We start from the raw sequence: 24,686 nt of genomic DNA on the forward strand, positions 1-24,686 counted from the left end.
CCCGTCCGCTCCCGGCAGCAGCCCCGCACGGTCCGTCCGCTACGGCAGCAGCCCCGCACGCCGGGCCGCGACGACCGCCTCAAGACGGGTGTGCGCCCCGAGCCGGCGCATCGCGGAGCGCAGATAGCCCTTCACCGTCTCCGGGCGCAGCCCCAGCCGCTCCGCCGCCACCGAGTTGGTGGCGCCCGCCGCGACACACGCCAGCACATCGATCTCGCGCGGCGCGAGCTGGACCTCCCGCGCCCCCGGTGCCGGGGTGCCGGTCGCCGAGGCGAGCCGCCCGCACACCGCGAGCAACTCGTCGCGCAGCGCCGGGTCGGCGACCTTCGGCATCAGGGCGCGCAGCTCGCGGTGCGCCTCCCGGACGTCCTCCCAGGCACCCGGCGCCGCCCCGGAAGCCGTGGCCTGCTCCCGCCGGGACGCGGCCAGCAGGAGCCCCACCTCGTCCCGGACCGCGAGCGCCTGTTCCACGTCGCGGGCGGCTGCCACCGCCGCGTCGAACGTGCGGTCCCCGAGCGTCAGCGGCTCGCGCAGCGCCCCGTACAGCACGCCCCGCACCTCGCGGCGAACGACGACCGGGACGGCGACCACCGAGCGCAGGCCCTCCGCCGCGACCGCGGTGTCGTACTCGTGGCTGATGTGGCGCGAGGAGCGGTAGTCGGTCACCGCACACGGCCGGGACAGCGCCATGGACTTGCCGCCCAGCCCGCTGCCCGAGGAGATCACGAGCCCGCGCAGCGCCGTCGTCTGCGCCCCGTTCACCTCGGCGATCCTGGCGTGCCGGGTGTCGGAGAGCAGCCCGCCGAACGCCACCGGCAGCCCGCTCGTGCGGCGCAGCCGCAGCAGCGCCGCCTGCATCTCGAACGCATCCACGGATTCCGGCACGCTGACGCCTCTCTGTACGGCCCCCGGTGAACGGCGGCCCCGCGACACCCCCGTCCGGGGGTGGTGAGACCTGGGTCACTGTTTACATCATGTGAGGACCGAAGGGACCGGTCGGGTCGGCAACGAGGAGGGCACATGCCGGAAACCAGTGCGACGGAGACGTTCCGGGCCGCCCGGGACTTCCTGCTCCGGCACCGCGAGGACTACACCGCGGCCTACGAAGGTTTCCGGTGGCCCCGCCAGGACCACTTCAACTGGGCGCTCGACTGGTTCGACGTCATCGCCCGGGACAACGACCGCACCGCCCTGCACATCGTGGAGGAGGACGGCCGGCGCACCGAGGCGTCGTTCGCCGAGATGTCCGCCCGATCCAACCAGGCCGCGAACTGGCTGCGCGCCCAAGGAGTGCGCGAGGGCGACCGCATCCTCGTCATGCTCGGCAACCAGGTCGAGTTGTGGGAGACCGCGCTCGCCGCGATGAAGCTGCGGGCCGTCGTCATCCCGGCGACCCCGCTGCTGGGCCCCGCCGACCTGCGCGACCGGGTCGAGCGCGGCCGGGTCCGGCACGTGCTGGTCCGGGACGCCGACACCGCGAAGTTCGGCGAGGTGCCCGGCGGCTACACCCGGATCTGCGTCGGCGAGGAGACCGAGGGCTGGCTCTCCTACGCGGGCGCCGACGAGGCGCCGCGTACGTTCACGCCGGACCGCGAGACCGACGCCGACGAGCCGCTGATGCTCTACTTCACCTCGGGCACGACTGCCAGCCCCAAGCTGGTCGAGCACACCCATGTGTCCTACCCGGTGGGCCACCTGGCGACGATGTACTGGATCGGGCTCAAGCCCGGCGACGTCCACCTCAACATCTCCTCGCCCGGCTGGGCCAAGCACGCCTGGTCCAACCTCTTCGCTCCCTGGAGCGCCGAGGCGACCGTCTTCATCTTCAACTACACCCGGTTCGACGCGGGCCGGCTGATGGCCGAGATGGACCGCTCCGGCATCACCAGCTTCTGCGCCCCGCCGACCGTGTGGCGCATGCTCATCCAGGCCGACCTGTCCCAGCTGAAGACCCCGCCGCGCGAGGTCGTCGCGGCGGGCGAACCGCTCAACCCCGAGGTCATCGAGGCGGTCCGGCGCTCCTGGGGCGTCACCATCCGCGACGGCTTCGGCCAGACGGAGACCGCCGTGCAGGTCGCCAACAGCCCGGGCCAGGTCCTCAAGGCCGGCTCGATGGGGCGGCCAAGCCCGGGCTTCAAGGTGGTCCTGCTCGACCCGGTGAGCGGGGAGCCCGGCGCGGTCGAGGGTGAGATCTCCCTCGACCTGTCGGCGCACCCGGTGGGCCTGATGACCGGCTACCACGGCGACCCCGAGCGCACGGCCGAGGCCATGGCCGGCGGGTACTACCGCACCGGTGACATCGGCTCCCGCGACGAGGACGGCTACATCACCTACGTGGGCCGCGCCGACGACGTCTTCAAGGCGTCCGACTACAAGATCTCCCCGTTCGAGCTGGAGAGCGCCCTGCTGGAGCACGAGGCGGTCGCCGAGGCGGCGGTCGTCCCGGCACCCGACGAGGTACGCCTCTCCGTGCCCAAGGCGTACGTGGTGCTCGCCGCGGGCTGGGAGCCCGGGCCGGAGACCGCCAAGGTGCTGTTCGCGCACTCCCGGGCGGTCCTCGCCCCGTACAAGCGCATCCGGCGGCTGGAGTTCGCCGAACTGCCCAAGACCGTGTCCGGCAAGATCCGCCGCATCGAACTGCGCGAGCGCACCGCCCGGGGCACCGGAACCGAGTACGCCGAGGGGGACCTGGCATGACGGAGCTTTCGTACGCGCACGGCACGGGCACCACCGCCCTGCTCGGCGACACCATCGGCCGCAACCTGGACCGGGCGGTCGCGGCCTGGCCGGAGCGCGAGGCGCTGGTCGACGTACCGTCCGGACGGCGCTGGACGTACGCCGGGTTCGGGGCGGCCGTGGACGAGCTGGCGCGGGCGCTGATGGCGTCGGGCGTGGCCAAGGGGGACCGGGTCGGCATCTGGGCGATCAACTGCCCCGAGTGGGTGCTCGTGCAGTACGCCACCGCCCGCATCGGTGCCGTCATGGTCAACATCAACCCCGCCTACCGGGCCCACGAGCTGGAGTACGTGCTCAAGCAGGCCGGGATCTCCCTCCTGGTCGCCTCCCTCGCGCACCGCACCAGCGACTACCGGGCCCTGGTGGACGAGGTCCGCGCCAACTGCCCCGCCCTGCGCGCCGTGCACTACATCGGGGACGACTCCTGGGACGAACTGGTCGCCGCAGCGGACGCGGTGACGTCCGTTCAGCTAGCCGCGCGCGAGGCGGAGCTGTCCTGCGACGACCCGATCAACATCCAGTACACCTCCGGTACCACCGGCTTCCCCAAGGGCGCGACCCTCTCCCACCACAACATCCTCAACAACGGCTACTTCGTCGGGGAGCTGGTCGCCTACACCGAACAGGACCGGGTCTGCCTGCCGGTGCCCTTCTACCACTGCTTCGGCATGGTGATGGGCAACCTCGGCATCACCTCGCACGGCGCCTGCATCGTGATCCCCGGCCCCTCGTTCGAACCCGCCGCCGTGCTGCGTGCCGTGCAGCAGGAGCGCTGCACCTCGCTGTACGGGGTGCCCACCATGTTCATCGCGGAGCTGAACCTGCCGGACTTCGCCTCGTACGACCTGTCCTCGCTGCGCACCGGGATCATGGCCGGATCGCCCTGCCCGGTCGAGGTGATGAAGCGGGTCGTGGCCGAGATGCACATGGAGGAGGTGTCCATCTGCTACGGCATGACGGAGACCTCGCCGGTCTCCACCCAGACCCGCCGCGACGACGACCTGGAGCGCCGCACCGGCACCGTCGGCCGCGTGATGCCGCACATCGAGGTCAAGGTGGTCGACCCGGCGACCGGGGTGACGCTGGAGCGCGGGGTGTCGGGCGAGCTGTGCACCCGGGGCTACAGCGTGATGCTCGGCTACTGGGACCAGCCCGACCGGACCGCCGAGGCGATCGACGCGGGGCGCTGGATGCACACCGGGGACCTCGCGGTGATGCGCGAGGACGGTTACGTGCAGATCGTCGGCCGCATCAAGGACGTGATCATCCGGGGCGGCGAGAACGTCTATCCGCGCGAGATCGAGGAGTTCCTGTACCGCCACCCCAAGATCGCCGATGTGCAGGTGGTGGGCGTGCCGGACGAGCACTACGGCGAAGAGGTCCTGGCCTGCGTCATCCCCGCCGACCCGGCCGACCCGCCGGCCCTGGAGGACGTACGGGCTTTCTGCGACGGGCAGCTGGCGCACTACAAAGTGCCGCGCCTGCTCCAGATCCTGGACGCCTTCCCGATGACTGTCAGCGGCAAGGTCCGCAAGATCGAGCTGCGGGAGAACTACCGGAGGTAGCGCTCGCTCAGGCCGCCTCGATGATGTCGCCCGCAGCGGCCCGCGTCGCGGCGGCCCACTCGATGAGCAGCACCTCGTACGCGGCGGACTCCACGGGGGACCAGTCCTGGCCCGCGCGGGCGTCCACGAGCGCCCGTATCGCCTCGTTGGCCTCCAGGGCGGCGAGGTGCGCCGACTGGACCGAAGGCGCGGGGGCGTACGCGGGCGCGGTCGGGGGAGTCCGTGGAGTTAAGACCATGCGCTCCACTTTAGGGCCCGGCACTGACAACGAACCCCGGTTCGGTCGCCGTTGGCCAGAACGTGACGGATCACACGCACGGTGGCCGGGCGGTTCCTGTGAGGTACGGCACGTCGTGGCCGCCACGCGTCCGAAAAGGTACGGGTGTGCGATCAGGCGCCGGTGCTGACGAGTTCGTCCGCCGCGCCGTTCACCGGCTGCGGGGTCCCGGTGAGATCCATGACGAACAGCGGGATGCGGAGCCCGTCCGCGCGCTCCCGGGCGTCCGGCGCGTAGCCGGCGAGCGAGAAGAGGACCCCGGACACCGAGCTGTTCAGCGCGTTGAGCCATAAGCACTCGACGTCGCGCAGGGGCGTCGGGCGGGTGGTGGCGTCGACCTGGGCGATCAGCCCGGCGGCCCGAAGGTCGATCCGGGACGCGGGGCGGGTCCCCGGCTGGGTGACCTCGCGAAAGCCCAGCCACGTCAGATAGAGCGCCGCCGCGCCGACCGCGTCGCGCGCGGTGCGGATCGTCAGCGGGCGGAACGCCGGCCGCGGGGCCGCCGCCGTGCGCGGCAGCGGTATGTGCGCGGGCCGCACCGGCCGGGACGCGGCGTCCGCCGCCCGCCCGGCGGACGCCACAGGCCGGACCGGCACCCGCAGCACCGCCCCGCACGGGCAGCACAGCTCGGGCTGCGGCCACTGGTCGTGCCGCCCGCAGCCCCGGCAGCGCACCGTCACCCAGTCGTCGTTCCAGGTGCGGTGGGTGATCGGGGTGACGGGGGCGCCGCGCAGCAGCGGCGGGGCGGTCGGCGCGCCGCACGGGCACGGGTAGACGGGCGTCACGTACGCGTGGTCGCGGCGGCAGGCCGGGCACCGTACCGGCACTGAATCCACCCGGGGCTCCTTCCGGACCGCGCGGAAGCGGCCGGGCCCGCGCTCCGGGCCGGCTCCGCTCCGTACCCCCATGCTCCATCAAGAGTGACCTCCGGGGGAGCCACTTGCGGCACTTCGCGCCACTGTCCGCGCAGCCGTTCGCCCCCGGGGCCGCCTCTCTTGACGGCAGTCCGGGCGCGCTTTAAATTAACTTCCGTATAGCAGAATCAACCTTCCGTAATACGGAATTGGTGCTCTCAGGTGGCGCGACAGAGCCCGACTCCACCCAGGTCCGAGCAGGAGCACTCAATGCCTCGTATGACCGCTGCCCGCGCGGCAGTCGAGATCCTCAAGCGCGAAGGCGTCAGCAACGCGTTCGGTGTGCCGGGCGCGGCGATCAACCCGTTCTACGCGGCCCTCAAGGCCGCCGGCGGGGTTCATCACACGCTCGCCCGCCACGTCGAGGGCGCCTCCCACATGGCGGAGGGCTACACCCGGGCCCGCCCGGGCAACATCGGCGTCTGCATCGGTACGTCGGGTCCCGCCGGCACCGACATGATCACCGGCCTGTACTCGGCCATCGCGGACTCGATCCCGATCCTGTGCATCACCGGCCAGGCGCCGACCGCCGTCCTCCACAAGGAGGACTTCCAGGCGGTCGACATCGCCTCCATCGCCGCCCCGGTCACCAAGGCCGCCACCACCGTCCTGGAGGCCGCGCAGGTCCCGGGCGTCTTCCAGCAGGCATTCCACCTGATGCGCACCGGCCGCCCCGGCCCGGTCCTCATCGACCTGCCGATCGACGTGCAGCTCACCGAGATCGAGTTCGACCCCGACCTGTACGAGCCGCTGCCGGTGCACAAGCCCGCCGCCTCGCGCAAGCAGATCGAGCGCGCTCTGGCCATGCTCAACGCCTCGGAGCGCCCGCTGCTCGTCGCGGGCGGCGGCATCATCAACGCCGACGCGTCGGAACTTCTCGTCGAGTTCGCCGAGTTGACCGGCGTCCCGGTCGTCCCCACCCTCATGGGCTGGGGCATCCTCCCCGACGACCACGAGCTGAACGCCGGCATGGTCGGGCTCCAGACCTCGCACCGCTACGGCAACGCGAACTTCCTGGAGTCCGACTTCGTCCTCGGCATCGGCAACCGCTGGGCCAACCGCCACACGGGCAAGCTCGACGTCTACACGGCGGGCCGCACGTTCGTCCACGTCGACATCGAGCCCACCCAGATCGGCAAGATCTTCGCCCCGGACCTCGGCATCGCCTCCGACGCCAAGGCCGCGCTGGAGCTGTTCGTGGAGGTGGCCCGCGAGCTGAAGGCGGCGGGCAGGCTGAAGGACCGCTCGGCCTGGGCCGCGTCCACGCAGGAGCGCCGCGCGACCTTGCAGCGCCGTACGCACTTCGACAACGTGCCGCTGAAGCCGCAGCGGGTGTACGAGGAGATGAACCGGGCGTTCGGCCCGGAGACCCGGTACGTCACGACGATCGGCCTCTCCCAGATCGCGGGCGCGCAGATGCTCCACGTCTACCGCCCGCGCCACTGGATCAACTGCGGCCAGGCCGGCCCCCTCGGCTGGACCATCCCGGCCGCCCTGGGCGTCGCGACCGCCGACCCCGAGGGCTCGGTCGTCGCGCTCTCCGGCGACTACGACTTCCAGTTCATGCTGGAGGAGCTTGCGGTGGGCGCCCAGCACCGCATCCCGTACGTGCACGTCCTGGTCAACAACTCGTACCTCGGCCTGATCCGCCAGGCCCAGCGCAACTTCGACATCGACTTCCAGGTCAACCTGGAGTTCGAGAACCTCAACTCCCCGGAGTTGGGCGTCTACGGCGTCGACCACGTCAAGGTCGTCGAGGGCCTGGGCTGCAAGGCGATCCGCGTCACCGAACCGGACGCCCTCCTCCCGGCCTTCGAGGAAGCGAAGAAGCTGGCGGCGGAGTTCCGGGTGCCGGTGGTGGTCGAAGCGATCCTGGAACGCGTCACGAACATCGCGATGAGCGGCACGGACATCGCCTCGGTCAACGAGTTCGAGGACGTGGCATCGGACCCGTCACACGCCCCGACGGCGATCAGGCCCTATGCCGGAGCCTGACCCGAAGGGCCTGCGGCCCTGACTCCAAAGAGCACCTGCGCATGTCCGCAGGTGCTCTTTCGGCTTTCGCCCCGCCAGGATGCAAACCAGAGGCACCCCACAACCAGAAGGGCACCGATCACCTGCATTGCAGCAGCCGACTGCAGGATCTATGAGGAACGCCGCATGGAGTCGGGGCGCTGTCATGGCTGATACTCAAAGCAGATGCTGATTGGGGGACTGTGCGGCAGCCGCGTACTCGGGCATCGTCACGACTGCTACATGGGCGGCTTCGAGTGCCTTCGTTCCGTTTGCGTTGGGGACGAAGGTGTCTGGTTCGATCCAGGCCGTTACTACACGTCGCAGGCCGGATTCCGCGATGAGCTGGGCGCAGGGGCGGGGGCGGGAGGCTCGTTTTGCGCAGGGTTCCAGGGAGCTGTAGATCGTGGCTGTGGTGAGGCGAGGGTCCTGGGATGGCAGCTTGGCCAGGGCTGCTTCTTCGGCGTGGTCGTGTGGATCGGATTGCCGGGAGTAGCCGTCGGCGAGTTCGGTTCCGTCTGCGGCGACGATTACCGCGCCCACGCTGAACGCGGTTTCCGAGGGCGGGCACAGGGCGGCCAGCTCGCAGGCGCGGGCGAGCCATCTGCCATCTGCGGCGTTCGGTTCGCGGCCTGCGCCCGGGGCGTCGGGTGAGGGGGGCGTGGTGCTCATCGTGGCTCCGTCGAAGTGTCCTTGGGGGCGTACCTCAGGAGTACCACGTCGTCGATCTGGCGAGTTTCCAGCAGCCGCAGGCGCGCGGCGGGGCCGCCGGGGTAGGTGGCCGGGCCGAGCATGCGTACCGCGTCCGGCTGGCCGACGAGCAGCGGGGCGACCACGAGCTGGAGTTCGTCGGCCAGCCCCGCCGACAGGAGTTGGGTGTGGACGGTGCCGCCGCCTTCCACCATGAGCCGGTTGATGCCAAACACAGCACCCAGGGCATCGAGGGCAGCCGGCCATACGGCCTCGGTGGGGATGGTGTGGACCGTCGCCAGGTCGCCGAGATTGGCGCGGGCCTTGCTGGTGGCGGCGTCGCCGGCGGCCAGGACGAGCTTGTCCCCGCCGTGGTGCCAGAACTTCCAGTCCGGGTCCAGGTCTCCCGTTGCGGTGACGGTGACCTTCAGCGGGTACTCCGGCTGACCGGAAGCCAGCCGGTCCGCCCTGCGCTGTGCCGAGTTGACCAGGAGGCGAGGGTTGTCGGCGCGTAGTGTCCCGGCGCCGACGAGGATGGCGTCGACGCCGGCGCGTACGGAGTCGACCCGGTCGAAGTCCGCCTTGTTGGACAGCATGAGCCGGTCCTCGCCCGGACGGGTGTCGAGGTGGCCGTCGATCGATACTGATGCGGAGAGTAGGACGTACGGGCGTGTCATGGATGTCTCCAGGATTCTGGCGCCGATGGACCAGAACGGAAGGTGCAGGACGTTGCGGTCGCGCGCGACCGTCGCTCTTGTACGAGGAGGCGTCGACGCCAGGACGGCATGCCCAGGGGCAAGACTCCGAGACTGGAACCCGGGGTCAGCTTCTGCGGTGCCCGTCTTCCGGTTCAGCGGTGACACGGATCATCACGGCGAGGACCGGCGAGGCCTGTGATGGCTGGCTCTGGCCGATGTCCTTGTAGCCCCATGATCTGTAGAGCGCGTGGACCTTTCCGTCGCCGGCCGCCGCGTTGACCATGAGCGTGACGTACGGCTCGTCGCCGGTAGCGAGGAGGGTGTCGTGGATGCGTCGGGCGGTGCCGGTCTTGCGCCAGGCCGGGCGGACGCCGATCTCCTTGAGGGCCATGGCCGGGCGCTCGGTGTACTGCTGTGCCGGAGCGGGGCTGGTGCGCTGCCAGTAGCGGTCGCCGTGCTCGATGGTGTTGCTGTACGCGTAGCCGACCGGTTGGTTGTCCGCGTACGCGAGGACTGCTGTGAATCCGGGTTCGGTGGAGTGCCGGTCGATGCGTTCGCCGAAGGCTGTGACCGCGTAGTTCGGCAGGTGGAGCAGAGGGGCGCGTACCTCGGCGTACACATCGAGGAGGTCGCCGCGGATCGTGTCCAAGTTGGTGAAGGTGCGCAGTTCGGTGGTGGGTGCTGTGGTCATGCGGCCGTCCTCCAGGTGATGGTGTGGTCGGTCCAGGTCTGGACGGTGGTGCTGCGCGGTGCGGTGGCGCGGAGGGCGGCCCCGAACTCTTGGAGCATGCGCGACACGCGGGCGTGGCGGGTGGCGGCGTCTGCGGGGACCTCCATGGCGGTGGCCGTTGCGGCGTCGGCGGCCCCCTGCGACAGGAGGGCGTGAGCGAGACGGGTCGTGGCGATGGCACGAGACCTGACCATGTGAGGCCGGAGCGATGCCAGGCACCGGTGGGCGTGGTATTCGGCGGTCGGGTAATCGCCGAGCGCCAGGTACGCGGAGAGAGCCAGGGAGTCCAGTTCGGCTTGGTCATAGAAGGCGAGCAGCCAGACCGGCCGGTGGTCAGCAGGATCTGCGCGCAGCATGGCGTCCTGTGCCTGCTCGAACGCGCGACGGGTCTCGGTCCGGTTCTGTGCCGTGCCGTGGATGGCTCCCTGGCGGGCCAGGCCGAGGGACGCGAACAGCGGGTCGCGGCGGGTGAGATGCAGGTTGCGGGCGACATCGTTGGCGGCGATCGCGTCGGCGGGGCGGCCCATGTGCCGGTACATGGTGCCCGCGTGACTCCAGATGCGGAACTTGATCGCCTGGTCCCCCGACATTTCCGCGAGGGCCTGGGCCTCGCGCATGTGCGCCTTCGCGGCCTCGTAGCGTCGGCCGTCGATGGCTGCCCACATCGCGGACGAACGGAATGCGGCTCCGGAGGCGTAAAGACTGTTGCGTACTCGCTGCGTGGCACTGCCCGCGTTCTGGAGGTTGAGTGCCTCGTCGGCGAGCGCGGTGGCCTGTTCCTCGATGCGGGGTTGCCCGCCGTGGCGGTGGTCGTTGGCGATGATCTCGGCGAAGCGCTTGTTCAGCCGGTTGACGTCGCTCATGCCGATCCGGCGTGGTGACGCGGTCCCCGGGGCTGCCGCTGCGGCAGCTGCCGCAGCGATGCCGCCGACGAGGGTGCGGCGCTTCATGTCGGACTCCTCTTGCTGCGATGAAGCGGGGGTGGGCGAGGGCCGGCCCCGTGGCACGAACCCTAAAGCGACGGCGGGTAATCCGGTGACGCTTTCGAGAGCGGTACGGGTTGCTGACTTCGGCCAAGTAACTCGGCCTGCCTTCCACCCCCTGACCGATGACCCGTCGAGCCCGCCTGGGCGTCCCGTCAGCTCTTCGACGGCACTATTCACGGCATCAGCAAGGCTGTTGGAGCTGTATCCATGCTCGGTCATCCACGTCTCAAGGACGGTGTTGCGGATCGCGTCCATGCGGGCACGGTAGCCGCCGGGCTCTAGGCCCACCAGGTAAAGGCCAGGTCAAAACGCCCTAGGTGAGCCCGTTGGGCGAGCAGGTGAACGCCCTAACCAGCCCTCGGCGGAGGGGAGTTATGTGGGTGTCGGTCACTCATTGCGAGCGGCTGGTGACGGCTCGTTCCGCCCTGAAGAGCTACTGGGAGCGGAGCGGGTCTTGAGACCACACGCAGTTGTTCCACGAGTTCATTGCTCAACTCAGGAGGCTTGCCATGCCCCACGAACAGCAGCCCCGGAGAAGCCGGCTCGCGTTGGCGGATACGCCCAACGCCGTGGCTCTGGCGCGGCTGCACACTGCCGATGTTCTTTCGGGCTGGGGAGTGTCCGCCGACGTCGTTAAGACGGCGCAGCTCCTGGTGTCGGAGCTGGCGACCAACGCCGTGCGGCACTCGGAGGACGGAGAGGAGCCGGCGCCGCCGTTCTCGTCGCAGAGCAGCGTGCAGACCTTCGAGCTGTTGCTGGAGGCCGTGTCCGGCGCCGTCAGGCTGTCGGTGTGGGACCGCGATCCGAGGCCGCCCGTTCTGAAGGAGGTCGGCGTCTATGCGACGGGCGGGCGAGGAATCTTCATCGTGGCGGCGATGAGTAGGGCCTGGGGGTACTACCCGGCTCGTAGCGCGCCGGGCAAAGTGGTGTGGGCCGAGATCGCGCGCGCTGCCACGGGGCCGAATGAGGACCACGATGCTTCGGTGTCGGCCCCGGGGCGGCCCGCATCGAATGGCCTCCGGGCGCCCAAGGACGCACGGGACGACTCGAATTTGATCGGTCGCGTGCTCGTCGGCATCAAGGATCTCTGAGTGTGCCGACCGACTGACTGGGCGACTGCGCCAACGAGCTGCGGACACCGTCTTCCGCCCGCGCAGTACGCCATCGAGCGGCTTGCCACCGCACACACAAGCAGGTGTTCGACCTACCTCACGAGGACTATCCGATGACGAACTTGCTGACTACCGCGGCGGCCCCGGCTTGCGCGCTGAAGCCTGTCCTGGAGTACGCCGGTCTCGGCGTCGAGCTGGAAGAAGGCCCCGCGCCGGGTGGGTGCCGCCTGCGGTTGGCTCCCTCGGCCGCCCACCCCTGGACACACGGAGACGTGCGGGCCCGCTTGCTCACCGAAGGCATCACCGCCGACGTGGCACGCCTTGAACAGCCCCTCCCGTGCCCCGGCCACGAGCTGCTTCTCACGCTGCCCTCAGAGCAGGAGGTCCGGGCCCTCGGGAGGCTGGTCGAAGCGCGTCTGACCACGGTGCAGAATGCGGCATTGCAGCTGTACCGCGCGCTGGCGCACATCGGCGTCGAGCGGCATTTGGACATCCAGACCGTGGGGGGCACGTCCCTCATTGACATCGGTATGTTCGATACAGACGCTGCCACGCTGCTCTACCGCAGTCTCGGCGGTGACGAGTTGGTTGTGCGCGACCTCGATCTCGGGGACTGGCACGACCACGAGCGGTTCGCCCGGGAACTGGGGCGGGTGATCTCCGCGATCGGCCAGGTGCTGCTTGTCGAGTCGGTACCCATCTGCGGACATTGCCGAAGCCGGCACGGCGGCAACCGCATCCGCTTCGACTATCTGGATGCCGACGACGCGCTGCTCCTCGCGGACACGTTGCAGCGGATCTCCGCTTCGGCAGGCTCGGCCCCGCCCGGCGACTGATGTGCCACGCGGTCAACTCCCTCGTACCGGTCGATCCGGAAGAAATGAGTGCCCCATGTATCCACCCGCCACGAGCGCCTTGTATCCCGACGCCGTACGGGCCCCCAGGCCGGAACTGGTGGCCGACTATGCGGCCGAGCACATCGCGGCGGCCGCTCACGAGCTGTGGCCGACCTCCGCTGTTCAGCTCGGCCCTGTCATCCCGAGCGTCACCAGCCATGTACAACAGCTCACCGTCGATGGCGGCGCTCTGTACGCGAAGACTGAGCTGCTCGGTATGTCGCTCGTCTCCGTCGTTCGGGGACGGGGCGGCGACTGGCCGACTGCCAAGGCCGCCCAGCGTGCCTACCTCGCCAGACCTGGCACCCTCCTCGAAAGGGAGGCCAATCAGCTCCGGGTGCTCGCCACCGCCGGGCTGCGGGTGCCTAGGGTTCTCGGCTACCGGCCCGGGGTGCTGTTCACCGAGTACGTTCGCGGAGCGACCCTTGCCGAACTGGTCGCGGCGTCGCCGGGGCGTACGGCCGGCCTCCTGTACCTCGTACGCCAAGAACTCGCGCTGGTGCTGCGCGGACGCGACGTCGTCGCGCTGGTCGACCGTGCGCCGATTATTGAGAGGTCAGTCCCCGGGACCTTCCTACGGAAGTTCAACGACGTCAGCGGCGCGGCGTACTTGGGCCGGTCCCCTGACGGCAACCTGCTTCGGGAGATCGTCCTTCGCCTGCGTCGGGCCAATGCCTCTGCCGCTTTCTCGTTGACGCGACCGGTCGTCTTCGGAGACCTCAAACCGGAGCATGTGCTGTTCCCGACCGATGGCGGACGGCCCACGTTCATCGACCCGGGCCTGATGCGTAATCCGCCCTGCGCCGACCTTGCCAAGCTTCTGTCCCGCCTCTTCCTCGACCTGGTCGCCCGCCAACCTGGAGTAGACACCGTCCGCGTGGTTCTGGACGAAGTCGCGCTCTATGCGGACGCTGCGGCTGCACACCTGTCCGTCTCGGACAAGAGTGCGCTTCTGCGGCAGCTCGTCACCCTGTGGCTGATGGACACCACCAACATCCTGACCACATACCTCTCCCACCCGACGGGTCTGCCGATGACTCGGAACGGAGCGGCCGTGGTCGCCAGGGCCGGAGCTGTCTGCTGGATGCTCGATCTCTGCACCTCCGCGCTTGTTCCCCTACGCTCCGGGCGTGACCTGTGGCGACTGTGCCTGGCCCACGTCGCGCAGGCAGCGATCCGGTGACGGCCATCGGCATCATCGGCGCCGGGGTCGTCGGCCAGGGTGTGGGTGGGCTCCTGGTCCAAGCAGGCTGGTGCGACACCGTGATGGTCGCGTCCCTCCACGGACGCAGCGCCGACGGGCTTGTCACGGATCTGGAGGACATGAGCCTCGTCAACGCGTCACCCGTTCGAGCGCGCCGGGCCGACCTCGCCCGAATGAAGTCGTGCGATGCCCTTGTGCTCTGCCCGCGAGCCGCCTTCACCAACGGTCACACGACAGACATCCGCATGGCCGGCCTCACCGCCAATGGATTCATGATCCGGCGCCTCGCCCGGGAACTGGTCGGGTTCTCCGGACCGGTCGTCGTGGTGACCAACCCCGTCGACGTGATGACCCGCCTGTATGCGGAGGCGTCCGGCAGTACGCGGGTGTGGGGGATCGGCTCCAGCACCGACACCGCCCGGTACCGGCTCATCCTGGCCCGGAGGATGGGGGTGCCGGCCCAGGCCGTACGCGGGCATGTGATCGGCGAGCACGGGGACCTGGCGGTGATCTGCGCTTCCTCCACCACCGTCAACGGACGGGCCGTCCGCATCCCCGTGCAGGCGATCCGGGCGGAGATGGCCGCCCGGCCCGGCCGTATCGCTGCCGGGATCGGCCGGGTCCGGTCCGGTCCTGCCGCTGCCGTCGTGGCCGCACTCGCCCTTGTTCTGGGCGTCACGGACGGAGTCATCGAGCTGTCCGCACCTCGGGACGGCACCTATCTCGGAATGCCGTTGCACTTCTCCTCGGGGCGCCCCACCGTGTGCCTGCCGCGCTTGGACGCCGGGGAGAAGCGTGATCTCGCAGCCGCAGAAGCCAAGCTGCAGGCCGCCTACCACCACCTCTGCTCGACCTTCAAGGAGTTGTCCGCGTCATGACCTTCGCGACCCGCATCACGACGGCCGAGCACCAATCGGTCACCGTCATCAGCCACACCTCGGCCATCACTGACTGGGTCAGCCGGTACATGGGCCAGTGGTGGACGGCTTCGGACGTCGACCCGGGCACGGTCATCGGTCCGGTGATCCATGCCGACGTCGATGAGGAACAGCACGCCGCGCTCGGAGCCCGCGTGCTGGCCGGGCGGCCGGAAGAGGTCACGTACGCCACCGCCCCGATGCTGGTCATCCGCGACGGGACCGGACTTGTCACGGCTACGCAGCCGGACGACGGGTTGTCCTACGCACGGGACCCGGGCGCCGACCGTATGCGCATCGTCGGTGCCGATGAGACGGCCGTTGCCACCGCCACGGCCCGTCTTGCCAGGGAGGTCGTCCGAGGCCAGCTCCTCGCCGACGGCTGGCAGATCCTCCACGCATCGGCCGTCACACGGCCCACGGACGGCGCAACGCTCCTCGCGCTGGGAAACAAGGGCGCCGGCAAGACGACCACCGGGTTTCTGCTCGCCCGTACCGGCCTCCATCTCCTGGCCAACGACCGCGTGTTCGCCCGTTGCGACGGCGAAGTCATCCGCGTCCTGCCCTGGCCCAGCGCCGCCGCCATCGGCTTCGGGCTGCTCGACGCACTCGGCTGGTACGAGCCCGTGCGAGCCCGTGTCCGGGCCGGTGAACAGATGCATCCCACCCAGAAGCAGAAGGTGACCGACGCGCTTCTCACCGGCGACCGCACCCCGTTGTGGAAGACGTCGGGAGCCGAGATGAAGCCGCAGTTCTTTCCCGACCAGCTGGAATCCTGGCTCGGGCTGACGTTGGCCACCGAAGGGTACGTCGTCGGAATCCTCTTCCCGGAGATCGTTCCGGGTGCCGCCCCCGCACTGAACACGGCAGCCCGGGGCGTGACCGACGCCGACTTCTTCGGCTCGGCCACCGAGGACCGGTACCCGGACGTCTTCGGGCTCCTGCCCGCCGAATCTTCCACCAAGGCTCTCGCCGGCCACCTGGCCCAGCTCCCCCACCAAGCACTCACCATGAACCACGACCCCGAGGCGAGCACCGCCGTCCTGCTGGACGCCGTCGACGTCGTCCTCTGACACATGAAAGGGCGTGGAGTACGGGACCGTATCCGTGCTCCACGCCCTGGTTCAGGGAAAAGAACAGGGACCGCGGCGGCGGCGCGAAGGGGGGTTGTCCGGTTCCTTCAGGTCAGGAAACCCGGGCCGCCCGCCCACGTACCACCGCACTGGCATCGCGCCACCGCCGCGGCCTCGTCCTGCCCGTGCCGTGCGATTACCCCTCATCCGGGTGGACGCGTCGGCGCGGGCAGGGTTCGGGGGAGGTTCAGTCCTCGCGCAGGGCGCGGACCGCCTCCTCCACGCGCTTGCCGTATTCGGCGTCGGCCGCGTGGAAGTGGGCGAGGTTCTTCTCGATGACGTCGTCCCGGGTCACCTGGGACAGGCCGCCCGCGATGTTGGCGATCAGCCGGGCCTTCTCGTCGGCGGACATCAGCCGGTACAGCTCGCCCGCCTGGAAGAAGTCGTCGTCCTTGGTGTGGGCGGGCGCCTCGTGGGTGCCGGTCCAGCCCTGGACGGGCAGCGGGGCGGAGAGCACCGTGTCCGTCTGGGCGGGGCCCGCGTACGAGTTGGGCTCGTAGTTCTTGTCGTGGCGCGAGCCGTAGCGGGTGGCGTGGAGGCCGTCGCGGCCGTAGTTGTCGGCGGACGTCGCGCGCGGAGCGTTCACCGGGAGCTGGGTGTGGTTGATGCCCAGGCGGTAGCGCTGTGCGTCCGCGTAGGCGAACAGGCGGCCCTGGAGCATCTTGTCCGGGGACGGGCCGATGCCGGGCACGAAGTTGTTCGGGGAGAACGCGGCCTGCTCGACCTCGGCGAAGACGTTGTCCGGGTTGCGGTCCAGCACCAGCCGGCCCACCCGCTGCAACGGGTAGTCCGCGTGCGGCCAGACCTTCGTCACGTCGAACGGGTTGAAGCGGTAGTCCGCGGCCTCGGCGGCCGGCATGAGCTGCACGTACAGCGTCCAGGACGGGTTCATGCCGCGCTCGATGGCCTGGAGCAGGTCCGTCTGGTGCGAGTTGGCGTCCTTGCCGACGAGCTCGGCGGCCTGGTCGGCGGAGAGGCAGCGCACGCCCTGGTTCGTCTTGAAGTGGTACTTCACGAAGTACGCGTCACCCGCGGCGTTCGTCCACTGGTAGGTGTGGGAGCCGAAGCCGTTCATGTGGCGGTAGGAGGCGGGGATGCCCCGGTCGCCCATCAGCCAGGTGACCTGGTGCGTGGCCTCGGGGGAGTTCGCCCAGAAGTCCCAGACGTTGTCCGGCTCCTGACGGCCCGTGAACGGGTCGCGCTTCTGTGAGTGGATGAAATCGGGGAACTTGATCGGGTCCTTGATGAAGAAGACCGGGGTGTTGTTGCCGACGAGGTCGTAATTGCCGTCGTTCGTATAGAACTTGAGCGCGAAGCCGCGCGGGTCGCGCACCGCGTCCGCGCCGCCCAGCGAGTCGGCGACCGTGGAGAAGCGCAGGAACGTCTCGGTGCGGCGGCCCACCTCGGAGAGGAAGTCGGCGCGGGTGAAGGCGGTGACGTCGTCGGTCACCTCGAAGTAGCCGTACGCGCCGGAGCCCCTGGCGTGCACCACGCGCTCCGGGATGCGCTCCCGGTTGAAGCGGGCGAGCTTCTCCAGGAGGTGGCCGTCCTGGAGGAGGATCGGGCCTCCGGCACCCGCGGTGGCGGAGTTCTGGTTGTCGGCGACCGGGGCGCCGGACTCGGTCGTAAGCACACGCTGCGTCATGGTGTCGGGGCGACCTTCCGTACGGGGGCTGCTGAACTGCGACGGCCTGGGGCCGGAGTGCGGGGTGTGTCCGGAGCGTAAGTACGCCCCGCGCACGGCGTCAACAGTTTGTTGAAATTCGTGGTGGGAGGGTGAGGAGGGTGTTCCGGACGGTGCCGGCGCCTGGGCGCGACAGGACAGGTGTCAGCGCCGGCACCGTCCGGAAGTCTGGGGAGTGGAGGGGAGGGGAGCGGCCGGGATCAGCCCTGGACGGGCAGACCGGAGAGGCGCTCGACCGAGCGCAGCAGCGCCGAGTGGTCCAGGCCGCCGTCGCCCTGCGTGCGCAGCGAGGCGACGAGCTGGGCGACCACACCGCCGACCGGCAGCGCCGCGCCGACGTTGCGGGCAGCGTCCGTGACGATGCCCATGTCCTTGTGGTGCAGGTCGATCCGGAAGCCGGGGGCGAAGTCCCGGTTGAGGAAGTTGTCCTTCTTGCGGGTCAGGACCGTCGAGCCGGCCAGGCCGCCGTTGAGGACGTCGAGTGCGGCGGTGAGGTCGACGCCGGACTTCTCCAGGAAGACCACGGCCTCGGCGCACGCCTGGATGTTGACCGCGACGATCAGCTGGTTGGCGGCCTTCACCGTCTGGCCCGAGCCGTGCGGGCCGCACAGCACGATGGTCTTGCCGAGCGCTTCGAGCAGCGGCTTGGCCGCGTCGAAGTCGGCCTGCTCGCCGCCCACCATGATGGACAGCACGGCCTCGATCGCACCGGCCTCACCGCCGGAGACGGGGGCGTCCAGGACTCGGATGCCCTTCTCGGCGGCGCGCTTCGCGAGGTCCACGGAGGTCTGCGGAGTGATCGAGGACATGTCGATCAGCAGTGCGCCGCGCCTCGCGTTCTCCAGGATGCCGTCGGGGCCGTACGCGACGGCCTCGACCTGCGGGGATGCGGGCACCATCGTGATGACCACGTCCGCGTCCCCGACCGCCTCGGCTATCGAGGAGGCGCCGGTGCCGCCGGCCGCGGCCAGCCGGTCGACCTTGTCCCGCTCCAGGGTGTAACCGGTGACGTCGTACCCGGCCTTGATCAGGTTCTCGGACATGGGCGAGCCCATGATGCCGAGACCGATCCACGCAACCTTGGGGAGGTTGTTGCTCATGAGGGTGCCTTCCGATCAGCGTGTACAGGGGGCTCCCGCCGCCCTCAGGGGGCGGGCCGCGCGGCGGCCGGGAGCCAGTCGAAGGAGTCGGCGCTCGGGCGGTCGCCGGGCTTGTACTCCAGCCCGACCCAGCCCTCGTATCCGGCCTTCGTCAGCACGTCGAGGTGCTGCTCCAGGGGGAGGGAGCCGGTGCCGGGCGCGCCGCGGCCCGGGTTGTCGGCGATCTGGACGTGACCGGTCTTGTCGGCGTACGCGGAGATGACCTGGCTCAGGTTCTCGCCGTTCATCGACAGGTGGTACAGGTCCAGCAGGAACTTCGCGTTGCCGAGGCCGGTCGCGGCGTTGACCCGGTCCACGACCTCGATCCCGGCCGTTGCGCTCACCAGCGGGTAGCGCGGGGACTCCGGCGCGTTCAGGGTCTCGATCAGCAGCACCGCGCCGATCCGGTCGGCGGCGCGGGCCGCCAGCACCAGGTTCTCCAGGGCCAGTTCGTCCTGCGCGGCGGGGTCGACGCCGTCGACCCGGTTGCCGTAGAGCGCGTTGAGAGCCTTGCAGCCGACCGAGGCGGCGAAGCCGGCCGCCACCTCGATATTGGCCCGGAAGCGGTCCGACTCCGTACCGGGCACGGAGAGCGCGCCGCGGTCGGGGCCGGGGAGCTGTCCGGCGTAGAAGTTCAGGCCGACCAGCTGCGTGCCGGCGTCGTCGAGCGCCTTCTTGAGCGCATCGAGCTCGGCCTGCTCGGGGGTGGGGGTCTCGACCCAAGGCCACCACAGCTCGACCGCGGTGAAGCCGGCCGCGGCGGCTGCCGCGGGCCGCTCCAGGAGCGGGAGTTCCGTGAAGAGGATCGAGAGGTTCACATCGAAGCGCTGGTCCGGGTAGCCCATGAGGGTTTCGGCGCTCCTTCCGTATTGCGGAAGTTAGTTTCTGCTTAACGGAAGATTGCCCAAAGGGTGGCGGGGCTGTCAAGGGGCTGCCCGGAATTCGACCCGGTCAGGAGGGGCCTCACCCCGCTCCGGACAGGCGAAAGGCGGGGCGGAGGCCCCTCGGCCGTCCGCCCCGCCCGCTCGTCGTGCTACCGGCTCACCCGGCCGGAACCGTGTCCTGGAACGTCGTCCCCGCCGCGCGGTAGGCGCTGACCCGGGCGTTCACCTGGGCCGGGGTGAGCACCTGGTCCTTCACGTGCAGGACGTAGTCCACCTGCTGGTCGTACGCGCGGGGCGCCGTGCTCGTCTGCCCGGCCAGGTCGATCAGCCACTGGTTGAAGTTGATCGACATGCCCCGCTCCGGCAGGTACGCGGCGCCGTGCGTGCCGAACACCTGGCCGTCGATGGAGTACGTGATCTCGCTGTTGTCGATGGTCACGACCAGGTCGTGCCAGCCGGCGTAGCTCTGCCGGGACTCGGTGTGCTCGTTGACGGCCTCCCAGGGGTCGGGCCGGTAGGTCTCCCACGAGGTCGTGTACAGGATGTTGCCGCTCTCGCCCCAGCCGCCGTTGGGCAGGTACTCGAAGTCGTACTCCGCGTAGTCGTCCGCCATCGGCGCCTTGAGGTCGTTGATGGTGAAGAACGTCTGGACGAGGTGGTCGCCGTCCGGGCCCGACTTCGGCGCGTCCTCGAACTTCACCCGCGCCGCGTAGGTGCCGTTGCGGAACTTCATGGACTGGGTCAGGATCTCGGTCTGCTTGGTCGACTCACCGCTGCCCGCCGTCGACGTCTCCAGGTTCATGATGGAGTTGCCGCTCTCGGTGGCGAACGTGACGTTCTCCGGCGCCCAGGTGGCGCCCGGCACCCCGGGCCCACCGGAGTTGGAGCGGACGCTCCAGCCGTGCGCGGCGATCTGCGGATCGGTGTGGCCGCTGTAGTCGAAGTCGTCGAAGAGCGTCGGCGCGTCCTCCGGCGGATCGGTCGGGTCGGTCGGGTCGGTGGGGTCGGTGGGGGTGTTGCCCTCGGGGGCCTGGCCCCAGACCGTGGCCCCGCCCAGCTGCGCGGTCACCTTCGACCAGTCGGCGTACGCGGTCGCGCCGGCGCCGAAGGAGTAGTCGTCGCTCTGCACCAGCGGCTGCCAGCTCGACCGGTAGAACCGCAGCTGCATGTCACCGGTGTCGGCACCCGGTGCCAGCGAGCCCGCGCCGGAGGTGAAGCCGATCTCCAGGTAGCGGTCGGCGGTGGCGGTCGGGGACGCGAGCGTGCCGAAGGTCCCGGTGATGTTCCCGCAGCCCTTCACCGCCCAGGAGCAGGCGAACCGGTAGGCGTCGCCCGCCGCCTCGCCCTTGAAGTAGTAGCGGACCTTGACGTCGCTGAGCTGCACGGACCCGCTGCCGGTGTTGCGCACCTTCAGCCAGGGTTCGCTCTGGTCGGCCGTGGCCCCGGACGCGCCGGTGCGGTACTGCACGGCGAGCGGTCCGTCGGCGGCGCTCGCCGTCGTGGGGACCGCGGCCAGTGCCGTACAGCCCAGCGCCACGGTGACGGCGGCCGCGGCGGCAGCGCGCATCCGGCTCTTCGCGAGTGGCTTCATCTGCCTGTTCCTTTCCGGAACGGTCGTGGGGGAGTGGGTATTCGATCGGGTGTTCACTGGGGTGGCGCTGTTCCTGGGGAGGCTGCCGTGAGCGGCCTTGGGCTCAGGGGCCGGTAGCGGACGCCGAGGGCGTCCAGCCGGGCCAGGTGCGGGCCGAGGCGCGAGACGAATCCGGGCCAGTCGCCGGGGCCGCCCGACCAGGCGCGGTCCGCCAGCGCGCACAGCCGCGGATACGTCCGGTACTCGATCCGGTCCGGGGTGCGCGCGTACTCGGTCCACAACTGGGCCTGCGTACCGAGGAGCCGGCCGGCGTCGGCCGGGTCCCAGTCGTCGGTGAGCGACCGGTCGCCGTGGACCGTGCGCAGGCCGACCGGCGGGCCCGGCTGCGCAAGCGGTTCGCCGGGATCGGCGGACTCGGCGTAGTCGAGGTAGGTGGCCCGGTAGTGCGCGGCGACCACCTGGTGGCCGCGGCGGGCGGCGGCGCGGGCGTGGGCCGGGTCGCGCCAGGTCATCACGGTGAATTCGAGGGGGAGTTCGGTGCCGGTCTCCGCCCAGCCGACCGGGGTGCGGCCCCGCTCGGTCACGAAGGACCCGATCCGGCCCATGAACCAGCCGTGCAGCGCCCGCGCGTCCGCCAGCCCCTCCGCGGCGGCCCGCTCCCGGGCGGCCGGGCTGTTCTCCCACTCGGTCGTCGGGCACTCGTCGCCCCCGACGTGGATGTACGGCGAGGGGAAGACGTCCATGACCTCCTCCAGCACCGTCCGGCAGAAGTCGAAGACCTCCTCGTGGACGCCGAACACCGTGTCGCAGACGCCCCAGCGGGTCCACACGCCCAGCCGCCGCGAGGGATCGTTGCCCAGCTCCGGATGGGCGGCGAGGGCCGCGCGCACATGGCCCGGCATCTCGATCTCCGGCACCACCCGCACCCCGCGCGCCGCCGCGTACCGGACGAGGTCGCGCAGTTCCTGCCGGGTGTACGCCCCCGAGTGCGGCACCCCGTCGAACATCTCGGGAACGCCGCCCGGGGGCCCCGCCATCGACTGGCTGCGGTGGCCACCGATCCCGGTGAGCTTCGGGTAGGCGGCGACGGGCATCCGCCAGCCCTGGTCGTCGGTGAGGTGGAGGTGCAGCGTGTTGAGCTTGTGCAGCGCCATCAGGTCCACGTACCGGCGCAGGTAGGAGACCGGCTGGAAGTGCCGGGCGACGTCCAGCATCGTGCCGCGCCACGGGTGCGCGGGCACATCGCTGATCTCCACGCAGGGCAGCGTCCACGGCCCGCCGCGCCGGTCCGCCCCGGACAGTGTCTCGGCGGGCAGGAGCTGCCGCAGCGTCTGGACCCCGCACAGCAGGCCGGCCGGCCGGGCCGCCCGCAGCAGGACCGTGTCCGGGCCGATGGTGAGCCCGTACCCCTCCTCGCCGAGGCCGCTCAGCTGCGGGTCCAGGGCCAGCACGATGCGGCCGGTGGCGGAGGGGGGCAGCGGCAGCCCGGTGGCGGGGGCGAGCAGGGTGCGCAGCAGGTTGGCCGCGTCCTCCGCGCCGGGGTAGGCGCGGATCGAGGTGTCCGGGGCGAGGGTGAAGCGGCCGGGGCGGGAGGAGACCTTGTGCGGCCGGGGGACGAGGGAGTGTTCGGGGCGGGGTGCGGGCATGCGGGACCTCCGGGGTGGGAGCTGGGTCGTCGGTCAGCCCTTGACGGCGCCGGCCGCGAAGCCGGAGGTGACATGGCGCTGGAGCAGCAGGAAGACCACCAGCGCGGGCAGGGCGAACAGGGTGGAGGCGGCCATGGTGGCGCCCCAGTCGGTGCCGAAGGTGTTCTGGAAGGAGGACAGCCAGACCGGCAGGGTGCGGCTGTCCTGGTGCTTGATGATCAGGAAGTTGGCGTACGCGAACTCGTTCCAGGCGGTGATGAAGCCGAACAGCGAGGTGGCCATGAGCCCAGGCGCCAGCAGCGGCAGCGCCACCTTCCGGAAGGCGCCGGTCCTGGTGCACCCGTCGACCTGGGCCGCCTCCTCCAGCTCCGGCGGGATCGTCCCGATGAAGCCGCGCAGCACGATCACCGAGAACGGCAGGGTGACCATGAAGTAGACGAGGGTGAGCGTGGGCAGCCGGTCCAGCATGTCCGTGTCGCGGGAGATGATGTAGATCGGGATGATCAGCGACTCCCACGGCGCCATCTGGGCGATGAAGACCATCAGCATGAACTGCCGCCGGCCCTTCCACCGGAGCCGGGCCACCGCGTACGCCGACGCCAGCGCGACGACCAGCGCGAGCAGGATCGAACTCACCGTCACCAGGATGCTGTTGCGCCAGAAGAGCCCGAACCCGTCGGCCTGCACGGCGGTCCGGAAGTGGTCGAGGGTCCAGGTGTGCGGGAAGAGCTGCGGATCGGTGGACTGGATGTCCCGGGACGGTTTGAACGCGGTGGAGATCATCCAGTAGACGGGGAACAGGCAGACCAGGACGGTCAGTACGGCGGCGGTGTTCAGCGGCAGCCGCCGCATGAGCGGGGTACGGGCACGGCTCATCGGATCTCGTCCTCCTGGCGGAGCATCTGGCGGAAGTAGAGGACGAGCACTCCGGACATCAGGACCACGGTGACCATCGAGGCGGCCGAGCCCAGGTCGTAGCGCTGGCCGGCGAGCGCGGTCTGCACCGCGTACACGGGCAGGATGGTGGTCGCGTCGCCCGGGCCGCCTCGCGTCATCACCCAGATCTGGACGAACGCCTTGAACGTCCAGATCACCTCCAGCGAGAAGACCAGCAGGAAGATCGGCCGGAGCACCGGGAGGGTGACCGAGCGGAAGATCCGCGCGGCGCTCGCCCCGTCCAGCCGCGCCGACTCGTACAGCTCGGCCGGGACGGTGGTCAGCGCGGAGTAGATCGTGATCGCCGCGAACGGCACCGACTGCCAGACGACCAGCAGGACGAGGATGGCGAAGGCCGCGGTGCCGTGCGCGAACCACGGAAAGCGGTCGAAGGAGGAGAAGCCCGCCCCGGTCAGCAGATGGTTGACGATGCCGAACTCGGAGTGGAACAGCCACTGGAAGACCGTGGTGGCCGCGATCACCGGCATCGCCCAGGCCAGCACCAGCGAACTGAGCACCACCGTGCGGCCGAACCGGCCGAGACGCTCGGTCATCAGGGCGACGAGCGTCGCGATCACCATGATCAGGACCACGTTGACCGCCATGAACAGGAAAGTGCGCCGGACCACCTCCCAGAACCGCGGATCGGACAGCAGCGTGCGGTAGTTGCGCAGTCCGACGAACTCGGCGTCGCCCGTGATCAGCTGGCGCAGCCGGAAGTCCTGGAGCGAGATCAGCACCGCCCGCAGCAGCGGATAGACCAGCAGGTAGAGCATGCCGCCCACCGCCGGGGCGATCAGGGCGTACGGCCACGGGCCGCGCGGTTCCCCGGACCGCCGCCGGCGGGGGCGGGGCGGCGGCCCGGACGTGCCGGGTACGGCCCGGCGCAGGGGACTGGGGGGTGCGGTCCGTTCCCGGATGACCGACACGGCACG

At 70.2% G+C, this 24,686-nt stretch carries 20 protein-coding genes and 1 pseudogene; 8 read left to right on the forward strand and 13 right to left on the reverse strand.

Annotated elements, in window-relative coordinates; all coding sequences use genetic code 11:
• Positions 1 to 39: 39 nt before the first annotated feature.
• Positions 40 to 885, reverse strand: a complete 846-nt coding sequence (locus tag E6R18_RS07970) for a helix-turn-helix transcriptional regulator (RefSeq protein WP_168712295.1) — start codon at positions 883 to 885, stop codon at positions 40 to 42.
• 135 nt (positions 886 to 1,020) lie between these two features.
• On the opposite strand from E6R18_RS07970, the gene E6R18_RS07975 reads away from it, so the two are divergent.
• Complete coding sequence (locus E6R18_RS07975) at positions 1,021 to 2,697, forward strand: AMP-binding protein (protein ID WP_136316135.1); 1,677 nt, start codon at positions 1,021 to 1,023, stop codon at positions 2,695 to 2,697.
• Positions 2,694 to 4,301, forward strand: coding sequence for an AMP-binding protein (locus E6R18_RS07980; RefSeq protein WP_136316136.1), 1,608 nt, complete (start codon positions 2,694 to 2,696; stop codon positions 4,299 to 4,301). The genes E6R18_RS07975 and E6R18_RS07980 overlap by 4 nt, the downstream gene beginning before the upstream one ends.
• Before the next feature lie 7 nt (positions 4,302 to 4,308).
• Here the strand turns inward: E6R18_RS07980 and E6R18_RS07985 are convergent, their stop codons facing one another.
• Together E6R18_RS07985 and E6R18_RS07990 are read right to left on the reverse strand one after the other, a co-directional pair.
• Positions 4,309 to 4,539 (reverse strand): hypothetical protein, encoded by a 231-nt coding sequence (locus E6R18_RS07985; protein WP_136316137.1) that lies wholly within the window; start codon positions 4,537 to 4,539, stop codon positions 4,309 to 4,311.
• A 152-nt stretch (positions 4,540 to 4,691) separates the two neighbouring features.
• Complete coding sequence (locus E6R18_RS07990; protein ID WP_136316138.1) at positions 4,692 to 5,414, reverse strand: hypothetical protein; 723 nt, start codon at positions 5,412 to 5,414, stop codon at positions 4,692 to 4,694.
• A 297-nt stretch (positions 5,415 to 5,711) separates the two neighbouring features.
• Here E6R18_RS07990 and gcl point away from each other — a divergent pair, with 297 nt between their 5' ends.
• A complete protein-coding gene (gcl, locus tag E6R18_RS07995) occupies positions 5,712 to 7,487 on the forward strand; it encodes a glyoxylate carboligase (RefSeq protein ID WP_136316139.1) in 1,776 nt (591 codons plus the stop codon).
• A gap of 195 nt (positions 7,488 to 7,682) precedes the next feature.
• On the opposite strand, the pseudogene E6R18_RS33980 reads toward gcl, so the two are convergent.
• The 3 genes and pseudogenes from E6R18_RS33980 to E6R18_RS08015 all read right to left on the reverse strand — a co-directional run bounded on the left by E6R18_RS33980 (position 7,683) and on the right by E6R18_RS08015 (position 10,486).
• Positions 7,683 to 8,872: pseudogene (locus E6R18_RS33980) on the reverse strand (dihydrofolate reductase family protein).
• 145 nt (positions 8,873 to 9,017) lie between these two features.
• Positions 9,018 to 9,584, reverse strand: a complete 567-nt coding sequence (locus tag E6R18_RS08010; RefSeq protein WP_136316142.1) for a GNAT family N-acetyltransferase — start codon at positions 9,582 to 9,584, stop codon at positions 9,018 to 9,020.
• The gene (locus E6R18_RS08015) at positions 9,581 to 10,486 is read right to left on the reverse strand and encodes a hypothetical protein (RefSeq protein ID WP_136316204.1); all 906 of its coding nucleotides are present in this window, start codon (positions 10,484 to 10,486) and stop codon (positions 9,581 to 9,583) included. Before E6R18_RS08015 ends, E6R18_RS08010 begins: the two co-directional genes overlap by 4 nt.
• 632 nt (positions 10,487 to 11,118) lie before the next feature.
• Here E6R18_RS08015 and E6R18_RS08020 point away from each other — a divergent pair.
• The 5 genes from E6R18_RS08020 to E6R18_RS08040 all read left to right on the forward strand — a co-directional run bounded on the left by E6R18_RS08020 (position 11,119) and on the right by E6R18_RS08040 (position 15,811).
• Positions 11,119 to 11,700, forward strand: a complete 582-nt coding sequence (locus tag E6R18_RS08020) for an ATP-binding protein (protein WP_136316143.1) — start codon at positions 11,119 to 11,121, stop codon at positions 11,698 to 11,700.
• A gap of 134 nt (positions 11,701 to 11,834) precedes the next feature.
• A complete protein-coding gene (locus tag E6R18_RS08025) occupies positions 11,835 to 12,557 on the forward strand; it encodes a hypothetical protein (RefSeq protein WP_136316144.1) in 723 nt (240 codons plus the stop codon).
• 55 nt (positions 12,558 to 12,612) lie between these two features.
• Entirely contained in the window at positions 12,613 to 13,800 is a 1,188-nt protein-coding gene (locus tag E6R18_RS08030; RefSeq protein ID WP_136316145.1) for a phosphotransferase, read from the forward strand.
• Positions 13,797 to 14,699, forward strand: coding sequence for a lactate dehydrogenase (locus E6R18_RS08035; protein WP_168712296.1), 903 nt, complete (start codon positions 13,797 to 13,799; stop codon positions 14,697 to 14,699). Before E6R18_RS08030 ends, E6R18_RS08035 begins: the two co-directional genes overlap by 4 nt.
• Positions 14,696 to 15,811 (forward strand): hypothetical protein, encoded by a 1,116-nt coding sequence (locus tag E6R18_RS08040; protein ID WP_136316146.1) that lies wholly within the window; start codon positions 14,696 to 14,698, stop codon positions 15,809 to 15,811. Before E6R18_RS08035 ends, E6R18_RS08040 begins: the two co-directional genes overlap by 4 nt.
• Before the next feature lie 247 nt (positions 15,812 to 16,058).
• Here the strand turns inward: E6R18_RS08040 and E6R18_RS08045 are convergent, their stop codons facing one another.
• The 7 genes from E6R18_RS08045 to E6R18_RS08075 all read right to left on the reverse strand — a co-directional run bounded on the left by E6R18_RS08045 (position 16,059) and on the right by E6R18_RS08075 (position 24,680).
• Positions 16,059 to 17,516 carry a catalase gene (locus E6R18_RS08045; protein ID WP_136316147.1) on the reverse strand — a complete coding sequence of 486 codons (1,458 nt, stop codon included), beginning with the start codon at positions 17,514 to 17,516 and terminating at the stop codon, positions 16,059 to 16,061.
• A 239-nt stretch (positions 17,517 to 17,755) separates the two neighbouring features.
• Entirely contained in the window at positions 17,756 to 18,655 is a 900-nt protein-coding gene (locus E6R18_RS08050; protein ID WP_136316148.1) for a 2-hydroxy-3-oxopropionate reductase, read from the reverse strand.
• A gap of 44 nt (positions 18,656 to 18,699) precedes the next feature.
• Positions 18,700 to 19,539 carry a TIM barrel protein gene (locus E6R18_RS08055; protein WP_136316149.1) on the reverse strand — a complete coding sequence of 280 codons (840 nt, stop codon included), beginning with the start codon at positions 19,537 to 19,539 and terminating at the stop codon, positions 18,700 to 18,702.
• Between the two features lie 196 nt (positions 19,540 to 19,735).
• Positions 19,736 to 21,169 (reverse strand): cellulose binding domain-containing protein, encoded by a 1,434-nt coding sequence (locus E6R18_RS08060; RefSeq protein WP_136316150.1) that lies wholly within the window; start codon positions 21,167 to 21,169, stop codon positions 19,736 to 19,738.
• 53 nt (positions 21,170 to 21,222) lie between these two features.
• Positions 21,223 to 22,815 (reverse strand): beta-N-acetylhexosaminidase, encoded by a 1,593-nt coding sequence (locus tag E6R18_RS08065; RefSeq protein WP_136316151.1) that lies wholly within the window; start codon positions 22,813 to 22,815, stop codon positions 21,223 to 21,225.
• A gap of 33 nt (positions 22,816 to 22,848) precedes the next feature.
• Positions 22,849 to 23,691, reverse strand: coding sequence for a carbohydrate ABC transporter permease (locus E6R18_RS08070; RefSeq protein WP_136316152.1), 843 nt, complete (start codon positions 23,689 to 23,691; stop codon positions 22,849 to 22,851).
• Complete coding sequence (locus E6R18_RS08075) at positions 23,688 to 24,680, reverse strand: sugar ABC transporter permease (protein ID WP_136316153.1); 993 nt, start codon at positions 24,678 to 24,680, stop codon at positions 23,688 to 23,690. Before E6R18_RS08075 ends, E6R18_RS08070 begins: the two co-directional genes overlap by 4 nt.
• Between the last annotated feature and the right edge of the window lie 6 nt (positions 24,681 to 24,686).

Source organism: Streptomyces sp. A1277 (assembly GCF_004795015.1).
In the GTDB taxonomy this organism is placed as follows: domain Bacteria; phylum Actinomycetota; class Actinomycetes; order Streptomycetales; family Streptomycetaceae; genus Streptomyces.